At 70.9% G+C, this 22,742-nt stretch carries 21 protein-coding genes and 1 tRNA gene; 9 read left to right on the forward strand and 13 right to left on the reverse strand.

The window, feature by feature from the left end; translation table 11 throughout:
* The first annotated feature begins 8 nt into the window (after positions 1-8).
* The 3 genes from pcaB (at position 9) to ACSHXC_RS21260 (ending at position 3,839) form a co-directional block, all read left to right on the forward strand.
* Entirely contained in the window at positions 9-1,169 is a 1,161-nt protein-coding gene (gene pcaB / locus ACSHXC_RS21250; protein ID WP_438293109.1) for a 3-carboxy-cis,cis-muconate cycloisomerase, read from the forward strand.
* Positions 1,170-1,365: 196 nt separating this feature from the next.
* The gene (gene pcaDC / locus ACSHXC_RS21255; protein ID WP_438293110.1) at positions 1,366-2,517 is read left to right on the forward strand and encodes a bifunctional 3-oxoadipate enol-lactonase/4-carboxymuconolactone decarboxylase PcaDC; all 1,152 of its coding nucleotides are present in this window, start codon (positions 1,366-1,368) and stop codon (positions 2,515-2,517) included.
* 2 nt (positions 2,518-2,519) lie between these two features.
* Positions 2,520-3,839 carry a 4-hydroxybenzoate 3-monooxygenase gene (locus ACSHXC_RS21260; RefSeq protein ID WP_438293111.1) on the forward strand — a complete coding sequence of 440 codons (1,320 nt, stop codon included), beginning with the start codon at positions 2,520-2,522 and terminating at the stop codon, positions 3,837-3,839.
* Here ACSHXC_RS21260 and ACSHXC_RS21265 read toward each other — a convergent pair.
* Positions 3,794-4,321 (reverse strand): molybdopterin-dependent oxidoreductase, encoded by a 528-nt coding sequence (locus ACSHXC_RS21265; protein WP_438293112.1) that lies wholly within the window; start codon positions 4,319-4,321, stop codon positions 3,794-3,796. The genes ACSHXC_RS21260 and ACSHXC_RS21265 overlap by 46 nt on opposite strands.
* A gap of 73 nt (positions 4,322-4,394) precedes the next feature.
* On the reverse strand, positions 4,395-5,060 hold the full coding sequence (locus ACSHXC_RS21270; RefSeq protein ID WP_438293113.1) for a DNA-binding response regulator: 666 nt from the start codon (positions 5,058-5,060) through the stop codon (positions 4,395-4,397).
* A gap of 165 nt (positions 5,061-5,225) precedes the next feature.
* Here ACSHXC_RS21270 and ACSHXC_RS21275 point away from each other — a divergent pair, with 165 nt between their 5' ends.
* Both ACSHXC_RS21275 and ACSHXC_RS21280 read left to right on the forward strand, forming a co-directional pair.
* Positions 5,226-5,762: a GNAT family N-acetyltransferase gene (locus tag ACSHXC_RS21275; RefSeq protein ID WP_438293114.1), complete on the forward strand. Its 537-nt coding sequence runs from the start codon at positions 5,226-5,228 to the stop codon at positions 5,760-5,762.
* Between the two features lie 133 nt (positions 5,763-5,895).
* Positions 5,896-6,852: a hypothetical protein gene (locus tag ACSHXC_RS21280; protein ID WP_438293115.1), complete on the forward strand. Its 957-nt coding sequence runs from the start codon at positions 5,896-5,898 to the stop codon at positions 6,850-6,852.
* A 21-nt stretch (positions 6,853-6,873) separates the two neighbouring features.
* On the opposite strand, the gene ACSHXC_RS21285 is transcribed toward ACSHXC_RS21280, so the two are convergent.
* The 8 genes from ACSHXC_RS21285 to ACSHXC_RS21320 form a co-directional block, all read right to left on the reverse strand.
* Entirely contained in the window at positions 6,874-7,440 is a 567-nt protein-coding gene (locus tag ACSHXC_RS21285; protein WP_438293116.1) for a Uma2 family endonuclease, read from the reverse strand.
* Positions 7,441-7,514: 74 nt separating this feature from the next.
* Positions 7,515-10,073, reverse strand: a complete 2,559-nt coding sequence (locus ACSHXC_RS21290) for an ABC transporter permease (protein WP_438293117.1) — start codon at positions 10,071-10,073, stop codon at positions 7,515-7,517.
* A gap of 49 nt (positions 10,074-10,122) precedes the next feature.
* Positions 10,123-10,905 carry an ABC transporter ATP-binding protein gene (locus tag ACSHXC_RS21295; RefSeq protein WP_438293118.1) on the reverse strand — a complete coding sequence of 261 codons (783 nt, stop codon included), beginning with the start codon at positions 10,903-10,905 and terminating at the stop codon, positions 10,123-10,125.
* A 165-nt stretch (positions 10,906-11,070) separates the two neighbouring features.
* Entirely contained in the window at positions 11,071-12,363 is a 1,293-nt protein-coding gene (locus tag ACSHXC_RS21300; protein WP_438296725.1) for a sensor histidine kinase, read from the reverse strand.
* Positions 12,364-12,368: 5 nt separating this feature from the next.
* A complete protein-coding gene (gene cseB / locus ACSHXC_RS21305) occupies positions 12,369-13,025 on the reverse strand; it encodes a two-component system response regulator CseB (protein WP_438296727.1) in 657 nt (218 codons plus the stop codon).
* A 311-nt stretch (positions 13,026-13,336) separates the two neighbouring features.
* On the reverse strand, positions 13,337-14,230 hold the full coding sequence (locus tag ACSHXC_RS21310; RefSeq protein WP_438293119.1) for a phosphorothioated DNA-binding restriction endonuclease: 894 nt from the start codon (positions 14,228-14,230) through the stop codon (positions 13,337-13,339).
* Between the two features lie 322 nt (positions 14,231-14,552).
* Positions 14,553-14,626, reverse strand: a tRNA-Pro gene (locus tag ACSHXC_RS21315).
* Positions 14,627-14,847: 221 nt separating this feature from the next.
* The gene (locus ACSHXC_RS21320) at positions 14,848-15,777 is read right to left on the reverse strand and encodes a metallophosphoesterase (RefSeq protein ID WP_438293120.1); all 930 of its coding nucleotides are present in this window, start codon (positions 15,775-15,777) and stop codon (positions 14,848-14,850) included.
* An 88-nt stretch (positions 15,778-15,865) separates the two neighbouring features.
* Here ACSHXC_RS21320 and ACSHXC_RS21325 point away from each other — a divergent pair, with 88 nt between their 5' ends.
* Positions 15,866-16,330, forward strand: coding sequence for a GatB/YqeY domain-containing protein (locus tag ACSHXC_RS21325; RefSeq protein ID WP_386010113.1), 465 nt, complete (start codon positions 15,866-15,868; stop codon positions 16,328-16,330).
* Positions 16,331-16,447: 117 nt separating this feature from the next.
* Here the strand turns inward: ACSHXC_RS21325 and ACSHXC_RS21330 are convergent, their stop codons facing one another.
* Positions 16,448-18,712, reverse strand: a complete 2,265-nt coding sequence (locus ACSHXC_RS21330; RefSeq protein WP_438293121.1) for a transglycosylase domain-containing protein — start codon at positions 18,710-18,712, stop codon at positions 16,448-16,450.
* A 415-nt stretch (positions 18,713-19,127) separates the two neighbouring features.
* Here ACSHXC_RS21330 and ACSHXC_RS21335 point away from each other — a divergent pair, with 415 nt between their 5' ends.
* Positions 19,128-19,496: a WhiB family transcriptional regulator gene (locus ACSHXC_RS21335; protein ID WP_189961774.1), complete on the forward strand. Its 369-nt coding sequence runs from the start codon at positions 19,128-19,130 to the stop codon at positions 19,494-19,496.
* 13 nt (positions 19,497-19,509) lie between these two features.
* Here the strand turns inward: ACSHXC_RS21335 and ACSHXC_RS21340 are convergent, their stop codons facing one another.
* Together ACSHXC_RS21340 and ACSHXC_RS21345 are read right to left on the reverse strand one after the other, a co-directional pair.
* Positions 19,510-20,886, reverse strand: coding sequence for an ArsA family ATPase (locus tag ACSHXC_RS21340; protein WP_438293122.1), 1,377 nt, complete (start codon positions 20,884-20,886; stop codon positions 19,510-19,512).
* The gene (locus tag ACSHXC_RS21345; RefSeq protein WP_438293123.1) at positions 20,883-21,845 is read right to left on the reverse strand and encodes an ArsA family ATPase; all 963 of its coding nucleotides are present in this window, start codon (positions 21,843-21,845) and stop codon (positions 20,883-20,885) included. Before ACSHXC_RS21345 ends, ACSHXC_RS21340 begins: the two co-directional genes overlap by 4 nt.
* Positions 21,846-21,941: 96 nt before the next feature.
* On the opposite strand from ACSHXC_RS21345, the gene ACSHXC_RS21350 reads away from it, so the two are divergent.
* Positions 21,942-22,103, forward strand: a complete 162-nt coding sequence (locus ACSHXC_RS21350; protein WP_003975360.1) for a DUF4177 domain-containing protein — start codon at positions 21,942-21,944, stop codon at positions 22,101-22,103.
* Positions 22,100-22,567 carry a RidA family protein gene (locus ACSHXC_RS21355; RefSeq protein WP_438293124.1) on the forward strand — a complete coding sequence of 156 codons (468 nt, stop codon included), beginning with the start codon at positions 22,100-22,102 and terminating at the stop codon, positions 22,565-22,567. The genes ACSHXC_RS21350 and ACSHXC_RS21355 overlap by 4 nt, the downstream gene beginning before the upstream one ends.
* The last annotated feature ends 175 nt before the right edge of the window (positions 22,568-22,742 follow it).

Here is a 22,742-nt window from a genome sequence, read left to right on the forward strand (position 1 = left end):
TCACGCCGGTGAGTGCGGGGAGCCCGGCGGAGGCGGCGACCGGTGACGGTGCGGTGCTGCGGGCGATGCTCGACGCGGAGGCGGCACTGGCCAGGGCCCAGGCGGAGGCCGGCGGCGTTCCCGGCCGGGCGGCGCAGGCCCTGACGAAGGCGGCGGGGTCCGACCGCTTCGACGCGCGGAGGCTGGCTCTGCGGGCCGGAGCGGGTGGCAATCCGGTGATCCCGCTCGTGGCCGACCTGAGGGCGGCGGTGGCGGAACTCTCGCCGGGCGACGAGGAGTTCGTGCACCGGGGCGCCACCAGCCAGGACATCCTGGACACGGCGCTGATGCTGGTCGCCGCCCGCACGCTCGACCTGATCGGGGTGGACCTGGCGGCGACGGCCGCGTCCCTGGCCACCCTCGCGGACCGGCACCGGGCCACGGTGATGGCGGCCCGCACCCTGACCCAGCATGCCGTCCCGACGACCTTCGGCCTGAAGGCGGCGGGCTGGCGCTCCCTGGTCCTCGACGCGCACGACCGTGTCGTACGGGTCCGGGCCACCCTCCCTGTACAGCTGGGAGGCGCGGCGGGAACGCTGGCGGCCTTCGAGGAGTACGGGATGGAGGGCGCGGGGTTGGTGGGCGCGGGGTTGGTGGGCGCCTTCGCCGCCGAACTCGGCCTGCGTGCGCCGGAGTTGCCCTGGCATGTGCTGCGTACGCCGGTGGCGGACCTGGCCGGGGTGCTGGCGTTCTGCGCCGGGGCGCTGGGGAAGGTGGCGGCGGACGTGCTGGTGCTGTCCCGTACGGAGGTGGGTGAGGTGGCCGAGGGCACGGGCGGGGTTTCCTCCTCGATGCCGCACAAGAGCAACCCGGTGCGCTCGGTGCTGCTCGCCTCGGCGGCCCGGCAGGTACCGGCACTGGTGTCGACCCTGTACGCCTCGATGGCAGCGGAGGACGAACGCCCCCCGGGGGCGTGGCACGCGGAGTGGTCCCCCCTGCGGGAGGCACTGCGGCTGTGCGGGGGCGCGGCGCGGGGGGCGGCGGTGCTGTGCGGGGAACTGTCGGTGTTCCCGGCGCGGATGCGGAGCAATTTGGGGGTGTTGGGGGAGGGTGCGGGGGGTCTGGGAGCGGCGGAGGGGATGGTGGGCCGGGCGCTGGAGAGGGGTGTCTGCCCACCCGCCCACCCGTGAGGGGGGTCGGGTAGGCCGAGCCTCTGGGGTTCCGCCCCAAACCCTGGGGACGCTTGCTCACCCACCCGCCCGTGTGGGAGGTCGGGCAGGCCGATCCTCTGGGGCTTGGCCCCAGGCCCCCGGGAGCCGCCCACCCACCATCCCCTCCGCTCAGCCAAACAAACCCCGCCCCACCCTCACCCCCCCGGGAGCCCCCATGCTGAGCCACCACCTGACTCCCGCCCCCACCCCCACCGCTCGCACCCTCGTACTGGCCCCCTCCCTAGGAACCACCCCGGCTCTCTGGGAACCCCAACTCCCGGCACTCGCCGCACACTTCAACGTCCTGCGCTGGGACCTTCCGGGCCACGGAAACTCCCCCGCATGGGCGCCCCCACCCCCGCCCACCCTCGAAACCCTGGCCGCCCTCCTCCTGGACCTCCTCGAAGAGCTCCGCATGGACACCTTCAGCTACGCCGGGATCTCCCTGGGCGGAGCCGTGGGAACCTGGCTGGCCGCCCACCACCCCGACCGAGTCGAATCCCTCGCACTCCTGTGCACCTCCGCCCGCTTCGGCCCGCCCGAACCCTGGCTGGAGAGGGCGGACACCGTACGTACCAAGGGAATCGGCGAGGTCGCCGACAGCGCGCCGAACCGCTGGTTCACCCCCGCGTTCGACGCCCCGGAGCACCTCGTCGCCGACCACCACCGCGTGGACCCGGAGTCGTACGCCGCCTGCTGCGAGATACTTGCCGGGCTCGACCTGCGTCCGGAACTCGCCCGCGTCACCGCTCCCACCCTGGTGATCGCGGGCCGGGACGACATGGCGACCCCGCCGTCCCACGCCCGCGAACTCGCCGACGGCATCCGGGATGCCCAGCTCCTGGAACTCCCCCGAGCCGCCCACCTGGCCAACCTGGAGCAGCCCGAGGCGGTGACCGACGCCCTGCTCAGCCATTTCATCCGCACCCGCCCCGACCTGCTTGGACGAGTCGGCGAAGCCACCCGCCGAGCCGTCCTCGGCAACGCCCACGTAGACCGGGCGGCAACCCGCACCACCCCCTTCACCGCCCGCTTCCAGGACTTCATCACCCGCTACGCCTGGGGCGAGATCTGGGGAAACGGCACCCTGGACCGCCGCACCCGCAGCGTCATCACGCTCACCGCACTCGTCGCGGGCGGCCACAAGGACGAGCTGGCGCTGCACGTACAGGGCGCCCTGCGCAACGGCCTGAGCCCCGACGAGATCGCCGAAGTACTGCTCCAGTGCGCCGTGTACTGCTCCGTCCCCGCCGCCAACTCCGCCTTCGCCACAGCGGAACGGGCGATCACCGAGTACGCGGCCGACGCCGACCAGAAGGACAGCTGAACATGCCCACCAGCGACCCTGCTCCCGCTCCCGCCCACACCACCGTCGGCATCATCGGCGCAGGTCCCGCCGGACTCCTCCTGGCCCGCCTCCTGCACAACGCCGGAATCGACTGCGTAGTCCTGGAAAGCCGCGACCGCGCGTACATCGAGCAACGTCAGCGCGCCGGCATCCTCGAACAGAGCACCGTCGACGTCCTGCGATCCGCCGGCGCGGGCGAGCGCATGGACCGCGGGGGGCTGCCGCACGACGGCATCGAGCTCCGCCACGACCGCCGGTCCCACCGCATCGACTTCCCCTCCCTCACCGGCGGCCGCCGAGTGATGGTCTACGCCCAGACGGAGATGGTGAAGGACCTGGTGGCCCAGCAACTGGCGGACGGCGCCCCGCTGTTCTTCGCATCAGAAGTGACAAGCATCGAAGGCATCAACGGCACCGAAGGCACCGACGACACCGACGACACCGAAGGCGTCGATGACATCCACGGCATCCACGGCATGAAAGACCCCACCAGCGCTCCCACCCCCACCATCCACTACCGCCACCAGGGCCGAGAGCCCGCCACCCTCACCTGCGACTACATAGTCGGCTGCGACGGCTTCCACGGGGTCGCCCGGAACGCCATCCCCGCCGGGCTCCGCAGAACGTACGAGCGCACGTACCCCTACTCCTGGCTCGGCATCCTGGCCCAAGCCCCGCCCGTGTACAACGAGTTGATCTACGCGCACTCCTCGCGCGGATTCGCCCTCGCCAGCATGCGCTCACCCACCGTCAGCCGGCTCTACCTCCAGGTCCCCAACGGCACCGACCCCGCCGAGTGGCCCGACGCCCGCATCTGGGACGAGCTCGACGCCCGCCTGGCGACCGACGCCGACCCGGGCTGGAAACTGGAGCGTGGCCCCGTAGTCGCCAAATCGGTGCTCCCGATGCGGAGTCGGGTCGTGGAGCCGATGCGGTACGGGCGGCTTCTGCTGGCCGGGGATGCCGCACACATCGTGCCGCCGACCGGCGCCAAGGGCCTGAACCTCGCCGTGGCCGACGTCGTCGTGCTGGCCCGCGCGCTGGTCCAGCGGCAGGTCACCGGTTCGACGGAGCTCCTCGACGCCTATTCCGAGACCTGCCTGCGCCGGGTCTGGCGCGCCGAGCACTTCTCGTACGCCATGACCGAGCTGCTCCACACGGACCCGGCGCACTCCGCGTTCGAGACCCGGCTCCAGCTGTCCCAGCTCGACCGCATCGCCCACTCCCGGCACGCGGCCGCCGAGCTCGCCGAGAACTACACGGGTCTGCCGATCGCCCCGCCCTCGCCGTACGCGAGCTGATCCACTTCCGCGCCCGCACCCCCGCCCGTTCCGGCGCACGCGCGCAGCCGTACCTGGGTGATCCCACTGATGTAACGCGCCCCGCACCGATCCGACGGAACCACCAGCTGGGCGCCCAGACCGTCCAGTTGGACCCCGTCCAGGGCGGTGGCGAGCAGTACGGGCGAGTCGCCGAAGTCCTCGTCGATCTCGGCCCAGGACAGCACCGTGGCGTGCCCGTCCTCGCCGGTGATCTCCAGGAGGAAGCGGGAGCGGTCCTTGCGGCGGGCCGCGTCGAACCCGGGCCCCGCCGCGGTGATCACCTCGCGCAGCAGCGGGCCCGTGAAGGTGTGGGCGCGCGGGCCGCTGGTGGCGCAGTCGAAGGTGACCGCCGCCGTCCGCTGGGGCCACCGTTCGCGCAGCTCTGCCACGCTCAGCTCGACCGGCCGGTCAACCGCACCCACTACCGCCATGTGCCGCTCGGCCACGCGTTTATGAGTCATGTACGAGATTATGGCTCGCATCTGCCGTTTTGCATCAGGGCGTGCGAACGCGCAGTGGACCGGGCCGGTACGGTCAGAACCGGCCCTCCAGCTCACGCGCCCGCAGCCCCGCCTGGAACCGGGAGGTGGCCCCCAGCGACGCCATCAGCTCGGCCACCCGCCTCCGGTACGTACGCAGCGACATCCCGAGCTGTCGCGCGGCCGACCCGTCGGTGTGCCCGCCGCCCAGCATCCGCAGGATCCGCCGCGCCTCGGCGTCCAGCGCCTCGGGCCGTCGGCGCAGGTGGTCGTCGAGGTCCGGGGACGACTCCCAGGCGGCCTGGACCAGCGACCTTAGCCCCGCGACGACGTCGGGCGTACGGATCACGGTGTACGTACGCGTCCCGCAGCCGGGAGCACTCGCGAGGATCGCGATGCGCCGGTCCAGGACGATGGTCTCCTGGGCGAGCGGCGCCCGGCAGATCCGGATCTGCGCCCCGCCGGCGGCCATTGTGGCGAGCCGCCGCTCGGCCCGTGCGTCGGGCAGGGCCTGCGGGGTGTAGAGCTTGCGCAGGGCGACGCCGCCGGGCTCGGTGGCGGGGCGCAGCCCGGCGGCGAAGGCGGTGCGCACCCCGTTCGACCAGGTCCCGGGCTCGGCGGCGGCCACCAGGAACTCGTGCCGCGCCCCCGCGAACAGATGCCCGGCCCGGTCGATGAGCGCCCGCTCGCCGTGGAGCGTCACGATCTGCTGCTCGTCCATGATCCGGCCAGTGTGGGCCGCCCGCCGGATCGGGTCAACGCGAGGCGAGCCGCCGGTGGTGGCCTCGCCTCGCCCTTCCGACGGCGCGCGGGTGCCGGGAACTCCTGGCCCCTTCCTCCCATCCCGCCTGTTCCGTGAACGCCCGTGACCTGCCACGCTGTTGCGATGACAGAGGTGTTCTTGCGGCGGCTGTCCCGATGGCAGGCCGAGCAGCAACGGGAATCCGTCGCGGACCTGTACGTAGCGGCGTACGAAGGTGGCGAGGACGCGGAGTCGCTGGGGCGGCAGGGGTTTCTGCGCCGCTTCGCGGAGGATGTGCAGCGTCCGGGCTTCGACATGATCATCGCGGGGGACCCGTTCCTGGTCGGCTGCGCGTACGGCTACCCGCCGGGGCGCGAGGGCGAGTGGTGGCACGGCTTCCGGGGCGCGGAGACCGACGGCGACGAGGAACTGGCCACCGCGGACCGGGTGTTCGCGCTGGCGGAACTCATGGTGCTCCCCTCCCGCCGGCGCCGGGGCATCGCGACCCGCCTCCAGCAAAGACTCCTGGAACGCCAGGAGGCCGACGTGCTGACGACGTTGATCGCTCCCACGAACACTCCGGCGGCAGCGGCATACGCGGCCTGGGGCTGGACCAGAACCCCCCGCCCGGCCACGACCACCACCACCCTGGACGCCTGGAGCCGCCGCCCGACGGGGTGAGGCCCACTGCCCTCGATGCTGCCCCAACGGCCCTTCCGACCGCCGCGCCGAGTCCCTAACCTCGGCCTTTTGGGCCGAACGGCGACGACGGTGACGTGGAGGGCTGGGCAGCGTGCGAGAAACAGGGACACCCTTGGCATCGCCGACACAGGCGCCGACCCCCGCGGCGGCGTCGAGGGCGCGAGCCCAGGACGCGGCCCCGGAACTCGCGGCCCGGCAGGTGGCGGGCCCCGCCGGGCTCCTCGCCCTCCAGCGCTCCGCGGGCAACGCCGCCGTGACGCGCTGGGTGCAGCGCCAGGAGAAGCCCGGAGCCCGGGAGGCGGCTCAGCGCAATGCCGCCGATCCCACCGGGCACGGCGAGTGGGGCACGTTCTGCCAGATGATGGCGGAGGCGGGATTCCCCGACACCGTGACGGACGCGGCCTGGCAGCTGATCCTGGGCGGCATCGCCGAACAGGGGCCGCTCAACGACGAGGCCATGGCGAAGTTCAGCGAACGCCAGGAGCAGCGCGACCACCGTGCGTCGAACAGCTGGTACCAGGAGCTGGTGCAGTTCATCGGGGACTATCTGGAGATCGACCGGCCGACGATGGCCCTGTGGTCCGGCGGCATCGACACCAGCGTCTACGCCCGCTCCAAGGGCCACACTCCCCTGGAGTCCACCCCCTTCGGCGGCGTGGTCGACAAGCTGTCGCTGACCGAGGAGTGGAAGTTCAAGACGCCGATGTGGAACGTCCTGTCCAAGGCGTTCGTGAACCGGGCCCGCGGCCCCGTCCACATCTTCCTGCGGGCGTACAACCCCGACAGCGTCCTGATCGCCCAGGAGGTTCCGCAACTGCGCGTGGTCATGGCGCTCAACCCGGACGTGAAGCTCGTCTGGCACCCGGTGTACACGGCGGCCGACGGAAAGCTGATGGAGGTCACCAAGGGCCTCGAACTGACCCCGGACGCGTCCTATGCCTCCCGGGACGAGTGCGTGCAGGTCCTCTACGACTACCTCCGTCTGAAGCACGACCCGTCCAACACCAAGTCCGAGCGCGCCCACGCGGAAATGTCCGCCCGCCTCAAGGCCAACGGAAACCCGCAATAGCAGCGGCACCGGCCAAGTGGTTCAGACCTGCCCGAGGTCGATCTCCACCGGGAAGGGCGCCGACACCTTGACGACTCCCGTGAACATGTCCCCGTCCCGGTAGGTCTTGGTCGCGGGGTCGAGGACATACGTGTAGACGAGCGGGACACCTGTCGCGGCCTGTTCGATCCGCCAGTAGAAGGCGATGCCGGACCTCGCGTACTGGTCCACCTTCACGATCCTGTCGGTGGTCTCCGAGCCGGGGGAGACGACCTCCACGACCAGCAGCACGTGCTCCGGGCGGGTGGGCGTGAGGTCGATCGTGTCCGCGCGGTAGACGACGACGTCCGGTCGGCGGTTGGTGAGCGGGACGTCCTGGAGGCGTACGTCGAAGTCGGTGTCGGCGTTCCAGTCCGGCCCGGCGGCGGCCTCCAAGGCATTCGCCAGGATCCGGGCCAGCCGGCTGTGCCGCTTGGACGCACGGGGACTCACGACGACCATCCCGTCCACGATCTCGATTCCCGCGCACTGCTCCTCGGACCAGGAGTCGTACTGCTCGGCCGTGATCTGCTCGTGCATCCATGCAGGGGCCACCATCGCGGCAGTCATCACGCGCCTCCCGGACACCATGCGGGCGGGCCGGATCCCGCTGGCTTCAGCGTACTGGCTCAGCCGGGACCGGATCACGTCTCGGCGACGGCCTCCAGGGGGCTCAGCGCGGCGGCCCGGCGGGCCGGGACGGCCGCCGCGACCACGCCGATCGTGAGCGAGACGAGGCACACGAGGAGCAGCGTTCCCCAGGGCAGCGAGAGGGAGTACTGCGTCATCGCCCCGCCCGCGAGCGAGCCGACCGCCCACGCGCCGAACAGTCCGCCCACCAGGCCGAGCAGCGTGCCGAACGCGGCGACGGTCACCGCTTCGAGCCGGATCATCCGCCGGATCCCGGCCCGGTCCATGCCGATGGCGCGCAGCACGCCGATCTCGCGGGTGCGCTCGGCGACCGACATCGCGAGGGTGTTCACGATGCCGAGCAGCGAGATCACGACCCCGATGGCGAGCAGCCCGTACATCAGGGTCAGCAGCTCGCCCATGGACCCGGCGGCCTCGTGCACGAGCTCCTCGCGGTCCTTGACCTGCACCAGCGGGCTGTTGCCGGTGGCGGTGCGCAGCCGGTCCCCGGTGGCCTTCGAGACCGTGCCGCCGTCGGTGCGCACCAGGATCCGCTGGACGGTGCCGGGCTTGAAACTGTGCTGCTGCACCTCGCTGCGGGCTCCCAGCGCGTCGTCGGCGATGGGATTGTCCTGGTAGACGCCGACGACGGTGTACGGCTTGAAGTCGTCGCCCGGGCCGATATGCGCGTTGACCGTGCCGCCGGTGCTCACGCCCTGCTCCCGGGCGACGGAGCTGGAGAGGGCGATCCGGCCGGGCCCGAGATCCTTCAACGAGCCGCTGGTGAAGTCGAGTTGCATGACAGAGCTCACGGTGTCGGGGTCGACGCCGGAGATGTTGCGGACCTTGCCGCCGGTGAACAGGGTGGAGTCGGCGACGGCGGAGGCGGTCTTCACGCCGGGTGTGCCGGCCACGCGTTTCAGGGCGGCCGGGTCGATGGCGGTCGTGGTGGTGCGGCTGCCGATCACGTAATCGGCGCTGAGGCCGGACGCGGCCTGCCGGTCGAGGGCCTTTGAGGTGGAGTCGCCGATGACGGCGAGTCCGGCGACCAGCGCCGTACTGATCATGAGGACGGATGCGGTGGCCGCCGTACGCCGGGGGTCGCGCAGGGCGTTCTCGCGGGCGAGGCGCCCGGTGACCCCGAAGCGGCCGGTCAGCCGTCCGCCGAGCCGGATCACGGGGACGGCGAGCAGCGGCGCGAGCGTGATCATGGCGGCGACGAGAAGAGCACAGCCGAACATGGCGTTCTGGAGGTTGGCGTCGGAGGCGTCCTTGGCGCCGGTGAGCGAGACGAGCAGCCCGGCCCCGCCGGCGAGCAGGACGAGGCCCACCGCTGTGCGCACCCGGGACGCGGTGGGGGTGGGCGGCTGTTCGGCCGAGCGCAGCGCCTCGATGGGAGCGATCTTCGCGGCCCTGCGGGACGGCAGCCAGGCGGCGAGCACGGTGATGCCCACGCCGACGCCGAGCGCCGCCATGACGGGACGCGCTCCGATGACCAACGGGCCCAGCGGGAGCGGGTCTTGGGCGGTGCCGAGGAGGTCGGGCAGTACGGAGGCGATGCCGAGCCCGGCCACGAACCCGGCCGCCGACGCGGCGAGCCCGACCAGAACGGCCTCCCACAGCACGGACCGCACCACCTGGCGGCGCGTGGCGCCGATCGCCCGCAGCAGCGCGATCTCGCGGGTGCGCCGCGACACGAGCATCGTGAAGGTGTTGACGATGAGGAACGACCCGATGAACAGCGCGACCCCGGCGAAGATCTTCGGCATCTTCTGGTAGCCCCGGGTCATCATGTCGACGTTGGCCGCCTGCTGGGCGGCCTGCGCGGCCCCGCTGGTGGCGAGGGCGCGGTCGGCCGGGAGCAGGGCGGTGACCTGGTCGGAGAGCGCGACCTGGTCGGTCCCGGCCTTCGCGGCCAGGTCGATCGAGGTGTAGTGGCCCGGGGCCGCGAACAGCCGCTGCGCGGTGGCCCTGTCGAACAGGGCGAGGGTGCCGCCCGCGGTCACCCGGGTGTCCTGGGTGGTGACGATGCCGACGAGCCGCTTGGTCATGACGGGCCCGTCGGTGGCGAGCGTGACCAGGTCGCCGACGCGCAGGTGCCCGGCGTCGGCGGTGCCGCGGTCGACGGCGAGTTCGCCGCTGTTGGCGGGGGCGCGCCCCTCGGCCAGGGGATGGCGACTGTCCGCGCCGTCCTTCCCCGCTACGTAGGCGGCGGCGAGGTTGGCCCACGCCTTGCCGGCCCGCAGCGGGCTGCCGTCGGCGGCGTTCAGGGTGGCCGAGCCGTCGACGGAGGGCCGCACGGCGGCGACCCCGGGCACGTCGGCCAGCTTCCGTACGAGGGCGTCGTCGAGCACACCGCTGGTCGTGGTGGTCCCGGGCGGGGGGTCCTTCGGGGTCACGGTGACCGCGATGCCGGCGAAGTTCTTCGACGAGGCGGCACGGTAGGCGGCGGCGGAGGACTCGGCGAAGACGAGGGTGCCGCAGACGAAGGCGACACCCAGGCAGACCGCGAGGACGGTCATGACCAGACGGGCCTTGTACGCCAGGGCGTTGCGCAGGGCTGTTCTCAGCATGAGTGGGCTTTCAGCAAATGGCCGACGGGGAGCGTGGGGTGACGATGTGTCAGCTGGCGTGCGACCGGGCGTCGAAGTCCTTCATCCGGTCCAGGACGCGGTCCGGGGCGGGGCGGACCATCTCGTCGACGAGGGATCCGTCGGAGAGGAAGACGACGCGGTCGGCGTAGCCGGCGGCGACGGGGTCGTGGGTGACCATGACGACGGTCTGGCCGAGTTCGCGTACGGAGTCGCGCAGGAAGCCGAGGACTTCGGCGCCGGCGCGGGAGTCGAGGTTGCCGGTGGGCTCGTCGCCGAAGACGATCGCGGGCCGGGAGGCGAGCGCGCGGGCCACGGCGACGCGCTGCTGCTGGCCGCCGGAGAGCTGGGCGGGGCGGTGCGAGAGGCGGTCGGAGAGCCCGACCATGCCGATGATCCTCTGGACCCACGCCTGGTCGGGCCTGCGCCCCGCGATGTCCATGGGGAGCGTGATGTTCTCCAGGGCGGTCAGCGTGGGCAGCAGGTTGAACGCCTGGAAGATGAACCCGATCCGGTCCCGGCGGAGCTCGGTGAGCTGCCGGTCGTTGAGCGCGCCGAGCTCGGTGGTGCCGATGCGCACCGACCCGGAACTGACCGGATCGAGCCCGGCGGCACAGTGCATCAGGGTGGACTTGCCGCACCCGGAAGGCCCCATGATCGCCGTGAACTCGCCCTCCCGGAACCCGATGCTGACCCGGTCCAGGGCGACGACCCGGGTGTCACCACTGCCGTAGACCTTCGAAAGGTCGGTGGTGGCGGCCGCGATGCCGGGGGCGGGGTGGGGCGGGAACGGGGCGAGGGTCTTGGCGGTCACGGGGACTCCACTTCGAGTGCGGGAGGGTGCACTGGAAAGGGTGTCCGGGGTACGTATCCGGGCCTGGGCGGGTGTGTATCGGCGGGGGCGCCGGTGCGCAGCAGTTGTGTAGTGCCGGGGGTCGTCGGCGCAGGGTGGCTCGGGCGCCGCTCGTCCGGGGCGGCGTTACAGGCGAAGGGTGGCGACGGCTCCGCCCTCCGGGGCGTTGTCGAGGCGGAGCTCGGCGCCGAGGACGTGGGCCTGGCCGAACGCGATGGTCAGCCCGAGCCCGTGCCCGGACCCGCGCTCCTCGGCCCCCGTGTGGAAGCGACGGGGCCCGTCGCGCAACAGGTCGGCGGGGAACCCGGGCCCGTGGTCGCGTACGACGACGGTACGGTCCCGGACGCCGACCTCGACGGGGCCGGCCCCGTGCCGATGGGCGTTGACGACCAGGTTGCTGACGATCCGTTCGAGCCGGCGCGGATCGGTCTCGACGGTGTGCGTGCCCTCGGCGACGCTGATCTCGGCATCGAGCCCGGTACGGGTGACGGCCTCGCGGACGACGGCGTCGAGCGGGACGTGGGCGCGGACGGGCTGCTCGGCCCCGGCGTCGAGCCGGGAGATCTCCAGGAGGTCCTCGACGAGCCCCCGGAGATCACGGACCCGCCCCCGGACCAGGTCCACGTCCTCGCCGTCCGGCAGCAGATCAACGGCGGCGAGCAACCCGCCGACAGGGGTGCGGAGTTCATGGGCGACATCGGCGGTGAACCGGCGCTCGGTGCGGAGCCGGCGGCCGAGGCTGTCGGCCATGAGGTCGACGGTGGCGGCGATCTCGGCGACCTCGTCGCGCCCCTTGGTGGGCCCGGTCCGGGCGTCGAGGTCCCCGGCGGAGATGCGCCCGGCGGTCTCGGAGACCCGCCGCAGCCGCCGTCCGATGAGCCCGGCCCCGTACACCGCGAGGGGCGCGGCGGCGGCGACGGAGGCGAGCGAGGCGACGGCCATGGTGGCATCGAGCCGGCGCAGCCCGTAGAGATCGGAGTTCATGTTGACCTCGACGGCCAGCACGGGGCTGCCCGGCCCGGCGACGCGCTGGGCGCCCCAGACGGTGGGCCCGGAGTTCCCGTCGACGTGCCCGTCGTAGGCGGTGTGCCGGGCGCCGTCGGAGGGGTGGCGGAGCGAGGCGGGCAGGTCGGCGGGGTCGAGCTGGGCGCCGTCGGAGAGGGTGCCGGTGCGGCGGTAGGTGTCCATGGCGGAGTAGACGGAGTTGAAGGCGCGCGCCTCGGCCCGGGTGCGGATGTCGTGCGCGGTCCAGAAGTGAACGAGCAGCCCGACGGCGACGGCGACGAGGCAGGCGGTGGCCGCGGCCAGCGCGGCGATCTTCCAGCGGAGGGAGGTGAGGGTGAGGCGGGCTCTGCGGGGGTGGGAGGCGAGGCGCGGGCCGGACGCCGGTGCTTCGGGGCCGGGCCGGAAGAGGCGCACGGTGCTCAACGCCGGAACTTGTAGCCGAACCCGCGGACCGTCTCGATCCGGTCCCGCCCGAGCTTCTTGCGCAGCCGCTGCACACAGAGGTCCACGACCCGGCTGTCCCCGTCCCACCCGTACTCCCAGACGTCGCGGAGGAGGGCGTGCCGCTCAAGGACGACGCCGGGGTGGGCGGCGAATTCGAGCAGCAGCTTCAGCTCGGTGGGAGTGAGCGCGACGGGCGCACCGGAGACGAAGACCTCAAGCCCGCTGGTGTCGATGGAGAGCTCCCCGAAAGTGAGCAACTCCCCTTGCGCATCGGGGAGTTCGGGAGCGGAGGAGGCGGATGGAGAGTAAGTGGCCCGCCGAAGAAGCGACCGGATCCGGGCAACCAGCACATACGTGTCGACGGGCTTGACGACGTAGTCATCGGCCCCAGCCTCCAGCCCGGCGACGACATCGAGCCCGTCCCCCCGGGCGGACATCATGAGCACCGGCACGAGACTGCTCTCCCGCACCCGGCGACAGAGCCCGATCCCGTCGAGCCCGGGCAGCATGACATCGAGGATGAGCAGATCGAACTCGCCCTCCCGGAACGCCTCCAGCCCGGCCAGCCCATCGGCGGCAACGGCGACCTCGTACCCGTACCGCCCCAGCGCCACGGAAAAGGACCGCCGCATGAGGTCGTCGTCCTCGACGAGCAACACGCGAACGGGACCCGGGGCGGCCGGAGCGGGACCGGGGAGGGGTGAGGACACGGGGGCTCCTGTTCGGGGGGCCGACCGAGTCCCCGACACCGCGGTTTCCGGTCATAACGGTACGCAGAGGGCGACTCGGATGGATCGAAAGGAACGATACGACAGGGGGCCGGGCGGGGGAGCGCCCCGCGGGCCCGGCGGGGTGAGCCGATGGGGAACCAAGCGGTGGGTGATACGGGGTGGATACAAACCCGGGGGCTCCGCCATCCCCGAGGGCCATGACGCCGGGGCGGTCAGGCGGCGGCGGGGCGTGGGGCGCCGCGGAAGACCTGACTGGTGTGCCAGGAACGGTGGGCCGCCGCGATGGGCCGGGCGCCGGGTTGAGGGCCTGTGAGCGGGCGTCCCGCGAGTGCTGTGACCTGCTCGCGGGCGGCCTGGCTGCGGCCGATGAACCGCTGCGAGACCAGGATGCGGTGGCCGTCACCTATGCCCAGGACGCCCTTGTCGAAGAGCTTGTGGTGCAGCGAGCAGAGACACAGTCCGTTGTCGACGTCGTCCGGGCCGTCGAACGCCCACCAGCGCACATGCGCCGCCTCAAGTCCGACGGGCGCGGTGCCGATCATGCCGTCGTAGCCGCAGAAGGCGCACTGGTACTCGTAAGCGGTCAGCACCCTCTCCCGCATCCGCCGATCCCGCCGCCGCCTCCCGGGCCCGGCCAGAGCATCGGTCTCCGCCAGCTCCAGTTCCAGGCCGACCGCGTCGCACAGGTCCTGGTGCAGCGAGGCCGGGAAGTGCAGATCCAGCAGCACCCTTGCCATGCGGCCCAGCAGCGACGGGTCCCGCCGGAGCGCCGCCTGAAGGTCCGGGGCCAGCCGCCCGGTGGCCCGGCCGGCCCGCAGCTCCCGCACCCCGGTGCCCGGGCTGCCGACGCCGTACTCGGTCCGCACCTCCCACACCCCGTCGCTGACCAGATGGTGGAAGGGATAGGCGGGCGTGGTCCCACGCGGCGGACCGTATTCCACCAGCAGCTGCTTCAGATCCGCCTCCACCGCGGTGTACGGCAGCTCGTCCGAGGCATCCGCCCGGAACCGGCCCAGCGCGTACAACAGCAGCAACGGCTTGTGCGGCGCCCGCACCCCGCCCCGGCTCCACTGCCTCAACCGCGCGGCACGCTCAAGCCAATCCATGACGGTGATCGTACTGAGCCTCCGCCGCACGTCATGCCGTACGGCCCGCGCCGCCTCCGCCCAAGCGCCGGCCGGCTCGCCATTCGAGCGCCTGGGGTTCCTCGGCGAACTCGATCAGATGCTGCCCGACGAATCCCGACCCCCTCGCCCCTGAGGGTTCCCCAACACCCAGAGCGCCGGACACTCCCGACGAAAACGCAGAGCGACATCTTCCTGCAGACCGTCCCCGGGAGCGAGGTTCTGCCGTTCGCGACGCACTACGAAAGCAGGTCAGGCCCGGTACTGATTCCTCAGTACCGGGCCTGACCTGGTCTTACAGCTGTCGGGGTGGCGGGATTTGAACCCACGACCTCTTCGTCCCGAACGAAGCGCGCTGCCAAGCTGCGCTACACCCCGATTGTCTCCGCTTGTCGCGGCGACGTCGTTTACTTTAGCCCACTGGCGGCCGGAGACGAAATCCGGTTTTCGGGGCGCTGTGGGCACGGGTGGCCCACCAGCCGACGGCGGGCCCCACCAGCACGTTCGCCTGGATCGTGAAGTGGCTCGGGACGGGGCCCGGAGTCCCCGGCAGCAGCCGCCGACCCGGAGGCGCCCTGGGCCCAGCTACCGGCCAGCGACTACCCCCGCCGCTCCACCAGCGTCAGCAACGTCGCCTCCGGGGGGCACGCGAAGCGGATGGGGGTGTAGCGGTTTGTGCCGCAGCCCGCTGAGACGTGGAGGTAGGCGCGGTTGCCGTCAGTGGAGTGCGTGGACAGGCCCTTTACCCGGTCCGTGTCCAGGTCGCAGTTCGTGACCAGTGCGCCGTAGAAGGGGATGCACAGCTGGCCGCCGTGGGTGTGGCCGGCCAGGATCAGGGGGTAGCCGTCCGCGGTGAAGGATTCCAGGGAGCGCAGGTAGGGGGCGTGGACCACCGCCATCGACAGGTCGGCGTCCGGCTCCGGGCCGCCGGCCACGCTGTCGTACCGGTCGCGCTTGATGTGCGGGTCGTCCAGGCCCGTGAAGGCGAGCTCCATGCCGTCGAGCTTGAGGCGGCCCCGGTTGTTGCTCAGGTTCACCCAGCCCGCCATGTCGAACGCGTCCCGAAGGTCTTCCCACGGGTTGTGCACGACGCCGACGGCCGGCGCGTTGCCGTTGAGCCCGTGCCGGCCCTGGGCCTTCTCCAGCAGGTACCGCGCGGGGTTGCGCAGCTTCGGCCCGTAGTAGTCGTTCGAGCCGAAGACGTACACGCCCGGGAACTCCATCAGCGGTCCCAGCGCGTCCAGCACCTCGGGGACGCCCTCCGGGTCGGAGAGGTTGTCGCCCGTGTTCACCACGAAGTCGGGGCGCAGGCCCGCCAGCGACTGCAGCCACGCCCGCTTCTTGCGCTGGCCGCTCACCATGTGAATGTCCGAGACCTGGAGCACGCGCAACGGCCTCACCCCCGGCGGCAGCACCGGCACCGTGACCCGCCTCAGCCGGAACGATCTGGCCTCGAAGCCGGCCGCATAGGCGAGACCGGCGGCCCCGACCGCCGTGATACCCAAGGGAATTCCGTATCGCGCGCGCATATGACCATCGTCGCAGACGCCGCCGACAACGGCGTACGGGGCGGAAATCGGCGGGCGGGTACCGCTGTGCACCTGACACACTGGACACATGACCACGCTCAAGGCCCGACTCAAGGACGACCTCACCACCGCCATGAAGGCGCGCGACGAGCTGCGCTCGTCCACGCTCCGGCTGACCCTCACCGCCGTCGCCAAGGAGGAGGTCGCCGGCAAGACCGCGCGCGAGCTCTCCGACGACGAGGTGCTCAAGGTGATCGCCAAGGAGGCGAAGAAGCGCCGCGAGGCCGCCGAGGCCTTCGAGCAGGGCGGCCGTGCCGAGTCCGCGGCGCGCGAGCTGGCCGAGGGCGAGATCCTCGACGCGTATCTGCCCAAGCAGCTCTCCGACGACGAGCTCACGGCGATCGTCGCGAGCGCCGTCGAGGAGGCCAGGGCCGCCGGCGCCGAGGGGCCGCGCGCGATGGGCGCCGTCATGAAGATCGTGAACCCGAAGGTGGCCGGCCTCGCCGACGGCGGCCGCGTCGCCGCAGCGGTCAAGAAGCTCCTCGCGGGCTGACATACGGCTGACAAAAAGGGGCGCCCCGGGATTCGCTGTGAATCCCGGGGCGCCCCTTCAGCTACATATCAGCCGTGTAAGAGCACTGCTATTGCCCGCTTCGTAAGGGCACCGCCACTACGGCCATTCTCCCGTGTCCCCGCCGATGACGCCCGGCGGGATCGAGATGCCGGGGAAGGGCTGGTTGGGGTTCGGGTTCGGGGGCTTGTTCTCGCCGCCCGGCTTCGGCTTGTGCTTGCCCTTGTTCTTGTTCTTGTCGGGGGTGGTGGCCGGCGCGCCGGTCGCCGGGAGGCCGGCCGGCTTCTGGCCGGTGTCGGGGATGTTGACGTTGACGAAGGGCGCCGACGTCTGGCCCTGCAGCGCGCCGGTCATCGCGTCGCGCCAGATGGGGCCGGGGACCTGGCCGCCGTACACCTGCTCGTACGTCTGGCCGCCGATGGTGATGTTGTTCATCTCGACGCGCTGGGACGGGCTGCCGACCCAGACGGCGGCGGACAGGTTCGAGGTGTAGCCGACGAACCAGGCGTTCTTGCGGGCGTCGGTGGTACCGGTCTTGCCCGCGTTGTCCCGGTCCTTGAGCCCGGCCTCCTGACCCGTACCGGAGTCGACCACGCCGCGCAGCAGGCTGTTGATGCTGTCCGCGGTGTTCTGCGACATCGCCTGTGAGCAGGAGCTCTTCGGCACCGGCACCGACGAGCCGTCCGCCTTCTTGATCGACTCGATGGCGATCGGCGTGCAGTACGTGCCCCGGTTGGCGAAGGTCGCGTACGCCGAGGCCATCGTCAGCGGCGAGATGCCGGTCGAGCCGAGCGTCAGCGCCGAGGGGACCATGGGCAGCTTGTCGCCGTTGCCCTGGAGCACGTGCAGCTTGTCCGTCATCTGCGAGACCGGGCACATCCCGATGTCGCCGAGCATCTGCACGAAGTACGTGTTGACCGACTTGGCCATCGCGTCCCTCAGCGAGAACGGGCCGACCTCGGACTCGTTCTCGTTCTCCAGGTGGTAGGGGTTGGGCTTGCCGTCGTTGACCCATGGCTTGCCGGTGCACGTCTGGACGGACGCCGGGTAGTCCATCTCGTACGGGGCGGAGTACTGCTGGGTCGGCGGCTTGCCGCCCTCGATCGCGGCCGCGGCCAGGAACGGCTTGAAGGTCGAGCCGACCGGGAAGCCGTAATTCGAGCCGCCCATCTTCCGGTTGACCGAGAAGTTGATCTGCGTCTCGTTGTCCCCGAAGCCGTACGGCTTCGACTGGCCCATCGCGAGGATCTTGCCGGTGCCGGGCTGGACGAGCGAGACCGCGGTCGCGACGGTGTCCTTCTGGTAGACGTGGTTCTTGATCGACTCCTGCGTCGACTTCTGCGCCTGCGGGTCGAGCGTGGTCTGAACGGTGAGCCCGCCCCGGTTCCAGACCTTGGCCCGCTCTTCCTTCGTCTTGCCGAAGACCGGGTCGGAGAGGAACACCTCGTGTACGTAGTCGCAGAAGAAGCCCGCGCCGTCGACGGCGGTGATGCAGCCGTTCTTCGGCTTGCTCACGCTCAGCTTGATGGGCTCCTGCATGGCCTTGTCGGCCTCGGCCTGCGAGATGTCCTTCATGTCGGCCATCCGCTGGAGCACCGTGTTGCGGCGCTTCTTGGACTCCTGAGCGTCGTTGACGGGGTCGTACCGGCTCGGCGACTGCACGATTCCGGCGAGCATGGCCGACTCGTCCAGGGTCAGGTCCTTGGCCGACTTGGAGAAGTAGCGCTTGGCGGCGGCCTCGATGCCGTACGCCTGCTGCCCGAAGAACGTGATGTTGAGGTAGTTCTCCAGGATCTTCTTCTTGCCGAGCTCCTCCTCGACCTGGATCGCGTACTTGAGCTCCTTGACCTTGCGGCCGATCGTCTGCTGGGTGGCCTCGGCGACCTTGTCGGGGTCGTCCCCGGCCTCCTCGACGAAGACGTTCTTCACGTACTGCTGCGTGAGGGTGGACGCGCCCTGGGCGACTCCGCCGCTGGTCGCGTTCTTGTTCATCGCGCGAAGGACGCCCTTGAGGTCGATCGCGCCGTGCTCGTAGAAGCGCGAGTCCTCGATCGCGACGATCGCCTTCTGCATGTACGGGGAGATGTCGGCGAGCGGCACCACGGTGCGGTCACGCGAGTAGACCTGGGCGATCGTGCCGCCCCTGCTGTCGAGGATCGTGGTGCGCTGGCTCAGCGGCGGGGTCTTCAGATTGGCCGGGATCTCGTCGAACCCTTCGACCGTGCCCTTGGCCGCGAGCCCCAGCGTGCCGGCCGCCGGCAGGGCGATCCCCGCGAGCACGGCCCCCGCCAACACACTCACACCGAGGAACTTGGCGGCCTGCTGGGTCCCGGTCAGGCCTCCGCCCGATCGCTTCTTTGCCATGGGGGCAGCCTACGTTCTCAATCGCCGGACACAGGTGAAGGCTCTGGCCTAAGCTGCTCTCAACTGTCACAGCAGTGCGGTTCCGTATCAAGTCCTCGGCCGTGCGTGGAAGTGTTCCGCCGTCCCCGAATCCGGCAGGAATCAACCCGGTTGGTGTCCGATTGCGCCTCATGCGTCATCGGGCGTCCGTTGTGACTCAGCCGATACGTCCCATTATTTCGGATTCATCGCTCATGTCCTCAGCTCACTCCGTTGGGTGATCTGCCGCGTACGCATAGTCCGTTCGGACCATTCAAGATTGGGCCCGACGGGGGTGTTGCGCTGTGCCCACCTTCCGTAACGTCCTCAACTGGCAGCGGTGAATATGCCGCTGCCGCCGTGGGGGAGCCTCGATTCGGGAGAGGACGGCGCCGGCATGGGCTGGGTAACCGACTGGAGTGCGCAGGCAGCCTGCCGCACTACCGATCCGGACGAACTGTTTGTTCAGGGTGCAGCGCAGAACAGGGCCAAGGCGGTGTGCACCGGTTGTCCGGTGCGGACCGAGTGCCTGGCCGATGCGCTCGACAATCGCGTCGAGTTCGGCGTGTGGGGCGGAATGACGGAACGGGAGCGGCGCGCACTTCTGCGCAGGCGCCCCACCGTCACCTCCTGGCACCGCCTCCTCGAAACCGCGCGCACCGAGTACGAGCGCAGCACGGGAATCCTGCCCGTGTGCGCGGAGGAGGAGTCGGCGTACGACTACCGGCATTCCTTCGGAGACGAGGCGTACGCCGCAGCGGGCTGACGAGGTCGGAGGGTCAGGCAGCTCCGGCCGGGGGACCACCGGCCGCGAGCCGGTCCCCGATGGTCCGCAGCCCCGCCAGGTCGTGCACATCGCCGGGCAGGGCGGCCACTTCGGCGACCGGGACCTCGGGGTGGAGCGCGGTGAAACGGTCGCGCGTCCGCTGTTCACGCGCGAGCACCTGCATCCGCTCGGCATGCAGCCGCAGCAGCCCGGCGGTCAGCTGCTCGACGGACTCCTGATCTGGGTCAACCCGATCCGGGTCTATGCCAGCGCGTGCACCAGCTGCATCAGCGTGCGAAGCATCCGCGTTGGAAGTGTGGGCGTGGGAAGCATCAGCGTGGGGAGAGGAAACGCTGGATCCACGATCTCCAGCCTTCCCGGCCTCCTGATCGACAATGCGACGCTCGTCAAGATTTTCTGCAGGGTTTTCTGCAGAGGGATCCGCTGGGTCCGGTGGCTCTTCAAGGCTCTCCGCCGCGGCGAGGGCGCGCTCGGCCGAGAGGCGGGACGCCGCACTCCCGTGTACGCGGTTGAGTACGAGCCCGGCCAGCGGCATGTCGTCGGCGGCGAGGCGCTCCACGAAGTACGCGGCCTCGCGCAGCGCGTCCCGCTCGGGCGCGGCGACTACGAGGAACGCGGTGCCCGGTGCCTGCAACAGCCGGTAGGTGGCATCCGCCCTGGTCCGGAACCCGCCGAACATCGTGTCCATGGCCGCTACGAAGGTCTGCACGTCGTGCAGGAAGGGCCCGCCGAGCAGCTTGCCCAGGGTGCCGGTCATCATCGACATGCCGACATTGAGGAACTTCATCCCGGCCCGGCCGCCCATCTTCGCGGGCGCCATGAGCAGTTTGATGAACTTGCCGTCGAGGAACGACCCGAGGCGTTTCGGCGCGTCCAGGAAGTCGAGCGCGGAGCGCGACGGCGGGGTGTCGACCACGATCAGGTCCCACTCGTCCCTGGCCCGCAGCTGCCCCAGCTTCTCCATCGCCATGTACTCCTGCGTGCCCGCGAAGCCGGCCGACAGGGACTGGTAGAAGGGGTTCGACAAGATCGCCTTGGCCCGGTCCGGATCCGCGTGCGCCTCGACGATCTCGTCGAAGGTCCGCTTCATGTCGAGCATCATGGCGTGCAGTTCGCCGTCGCCCTCCACGTCCTTGACCCGGCGCGGGGTGTTGTCCAGCGAGTCGATGCCCATGGACTGGGCGAGCCTGCGGGCCGGGTCGATGGTGAGCACCACGACCTTCCGGCCGCGCTCGGCGGCCCGAACTCCCAGTGCGGCGGCGGTAGTTGTCTTGCCCACACCGCCCGAGCCGCAGCACACAATGATGCGGGTACCCGGATCGTCCAGCAGCGGATCGATCGCCAGCGGCTCGGCCGCGTCCAAAGTCACTCACCCACCCCGAGCTTGCGCAGTTCCGTGGCCAGGCGGTAGAGCCCGGCCAGATCCATTCCCTCGCCGATCAGCGGCAGTTCGTACGTCGGCAGCCCCAACTGGCCGAGCACCGCCCGCTGTTCACGCTCCAGCTCCACCCGCTCGGCATGCTCGGCGGCCTGCTCAAGGAGTGGCGTCACCAGCTTCGCCGAACCGGTGACCCCGGCCCGCGTCAGCGTCTTGGCGACCTCCTTGCGCCGGTCGCCGGTGACCCCGCGCACCGCCGCCTCGTCCAGGACGTGCGGCCGGACCATGTTCACGATGATCTTGCCCGCCGGCAGCTCGGCGCCCCGCAGCTCGGCGATACCGTCGGCCGTCTCCTGTACGGGCATCTCCTCCAGCAGTGTGACCAAGTGCACCGCCGTTTCAGGTGACTTGAGGACCCGCATGACGGCCTGTGCCTGATTGTGTATCGGGCCGATCTTGGCGAGCCCGGCCACCTCGTCGTTCACGTTCAGGAAGCGCGTGATGCGCCCGGTCGGCGGCGCGTCCATCACGACGTAGTCGTACGCGTACCCCCCCTGCTTGTTCTTCCGCCGCACCGCCTCGCAGGCCTTGCCGGTCAGGAGTACGTCACGTACCCCCGGCGCTATGGTCGTCGCGAAGTCGATCGCGCCGAGTTTCTTCAGCGCCCGCCCCGCGCCGCCCAGCTTGTAGAACATCTGGAGGTAGTCGAGGAGCGCCCGTTCCGCGTCGATGGCCAGCGCGTACACCTCCCCGCCACCGGGCGCGACGGCGATCTTGCGCTCCTCGTACGGAAAGGCTTCCGTTTCGAAGAGCTGCGCGATGCCCTGTCTGCCCTCGACCTCGACGAGGAGCGTGCGCCTGCCCTCCGTCGCGAGGGCGAGCGCGAGTGCTGCGGCGACCGTGGTCTTGCCGGTACCGCCCTTGCCGCTGACGACCTGGAGCCTGCTCACATCGTCGAGCCTAACCAGTCCGCCCGCGGCTCACGCATGTGGTCCGCGTAAGGCGCCCGCGAGAGAGGGCGGCGGGCAACGGCTACAGTCGGGCCCATGACCAAGTGGGAATACGCGACCGTGCCCCTTCTCGTGCACGCGACCAAGCAGATTCTGGACACCTGGGGCGAGGACGGCTGGGAGCTGGTCCAGGTCGTCCCCGGGCCGAACAACCCCGAGCAGCTGGTGGCCTACCTGAAGCGGGAGAAGCAGGCATGAGCGCCGTAGAAGCCAAGCTGGCCGAACTGGGCCTGACCCTCCCGTCGGTCGTCCCGCCGCTCGCCGCGTACCAGCCCGCCGTGCAGTCCGGGGTGTACGTGTACACCGCCGGCCAGCTCCCCATGGTGGAGGGCAAGCTGCCCGTCACCGGCAAGGTCGGCGGCGAGGTCACCCCGGAGGAGGCCAAGCAGCTGGCCGCCACCTGTGCCCTGAACGCGCTGGCCGCGGTCAAGTCCGTCGCGGGCGACCTGGACCGCATCGCGCGCGTCGTGAAGGTCGTCGGCTTCGTGGCCTCCGCCCCCGACTTCACCGGCCAGCCCGGTGTCATCAACGGCGCCAGCGAACTCCTCGGCGCCGTCCTGGGAGACAAGGGCGTCCACGCCCGCAGCGCGGTGGGCGTAGCGGTACTGCCCCTGGACGCCCCGGTCGAGGTCGAGATCCAGGTGGAGCTCGTCGCGGCCTGACCTGCCCCCTTTTTCGTCTTTTTCGTCGGCCGATCTCCTCTCGGCTGATCTCCTCTCGTCGAGGGCCGACCCCCATGGGGCCGGCCCTTCGCCGGATGGCAGCCATGCCACTTTTTGGCAGCCGGTGACGGCCGACCAGCGGCTGCCAGTGACAGCTGATCAGTGACGGTCGGTA

This window comes from Streptomyces sp. HUAS TT7, assembly GCF_051550175.1.
Lineage (GTDB): Bacteria > Actinomycetota > Actinomycetes > Streptomycetales > Streptomycetaceae > Streptomyces.

Coding starts and splice junctions, on each gene's coding strand:
- pcaDC (WP_438293110.1), top strand. CDS start 1,366: ATGCTGAGCCACCACCTGACTCCCGCCCCCACCCCCACCGCTCGCACC.
- ACSHXC_RS21260 (WP_438293111.1), top strand. CDS start 2,520: ATGCCCACCAGCGACCCTGCTCCCGCTCCCGCCCACACCACCGTCGGC.
- ACSHXC_RS21265 (WP_438293112.1), bottom strand. CDS start 4,321: ATGACTCATAAACGCGTGGCCGAGCGGCACATGGCGGTAGTGGGTGCG.
- ACSHXC_RS21270 (WP_438293113.1), bottom strand. CDS start 5,060: ATGGACGAGCAGCAGATCGTGACGCTCCACGGCGAGCGGGCGCTCATC.
- ACSHXC_RS21275 (WP_438293114.1), top strand. CDS start 5,226: ATGACAGAGGTGTTCTTGCGGCGGCTGTCCCGATGGCAGGCCGAGCAG.
- ACSHXC_RS21285 (WP_438293116.1), bottom strand. CDS start 7,440: ATGACTGCCGCGATGGTGGCCCCTGCATGGATGCACGAGCAGATCACG.
- ACSHXC_RS21290 (WP_438293117.1), bottom strand. CDS start 10,073: ATGCTGAGAACAGCCCTGCGCAACGCCCTGGCGTACAAGGCCCGTCTG.
- cseB (WP_438296727.1), bottom strand. CDS start 13,025: ATGCGGCGGTCCTTTTCCGTGGCGCTGGGGCGGTACGGGTACGAGGTC.
- ACSHXC_RS21310 (WP_438293119.1), bottom strand. CDS start 14,230: ATGGATTGGCTTGAGCGTGCCGCGCGGTTGAGGCAGTGGAGCCGGGGC.
- ACSHXC_RS21320 (WP_438293120.1), bottom strand. CDS start 15,777: ATGCGCGCGCGATACGGAATTCCCTTGGGTATCACGGCGGTCGGGGCC.
- ACSHXC_RS21325 (WP_386010113.1), top strand. CDS start 15,866: ATGACCACGCTCAAGGCCCGACTCAAGGACGACCTCACCACCGCCATG.
- ACSHXC_RS21330 (WP_438293121.1), bottom strand. CDS start 18,712: ATGGCAAAGAAGCGATCGGGCGGAGGCCTGACCGGGACCCAGCAGGCC.
- ACSHXC_RS21335 (WP_189961774.1), top strand. CDS start 19,128: ATGGGCTGGGTAACCGACTGGAGTGCGCAGGCAGCCTGCCGCACTACC.
- ACSHXC_RS21350 (WP_003975360.1), top strand. CDS start 21,942: ATGACCAAGTGGGAATACGCGACCGTGCCCCTTCTCGTGCACGCGACC.
- ACSHXC_RS21355 (WP_438293124.1), top strand. CDS start 22,100: ATGAGCGCCGTAGAAGCCAAGCTGGCCGAACTGGGCCTGACCCTCCCG.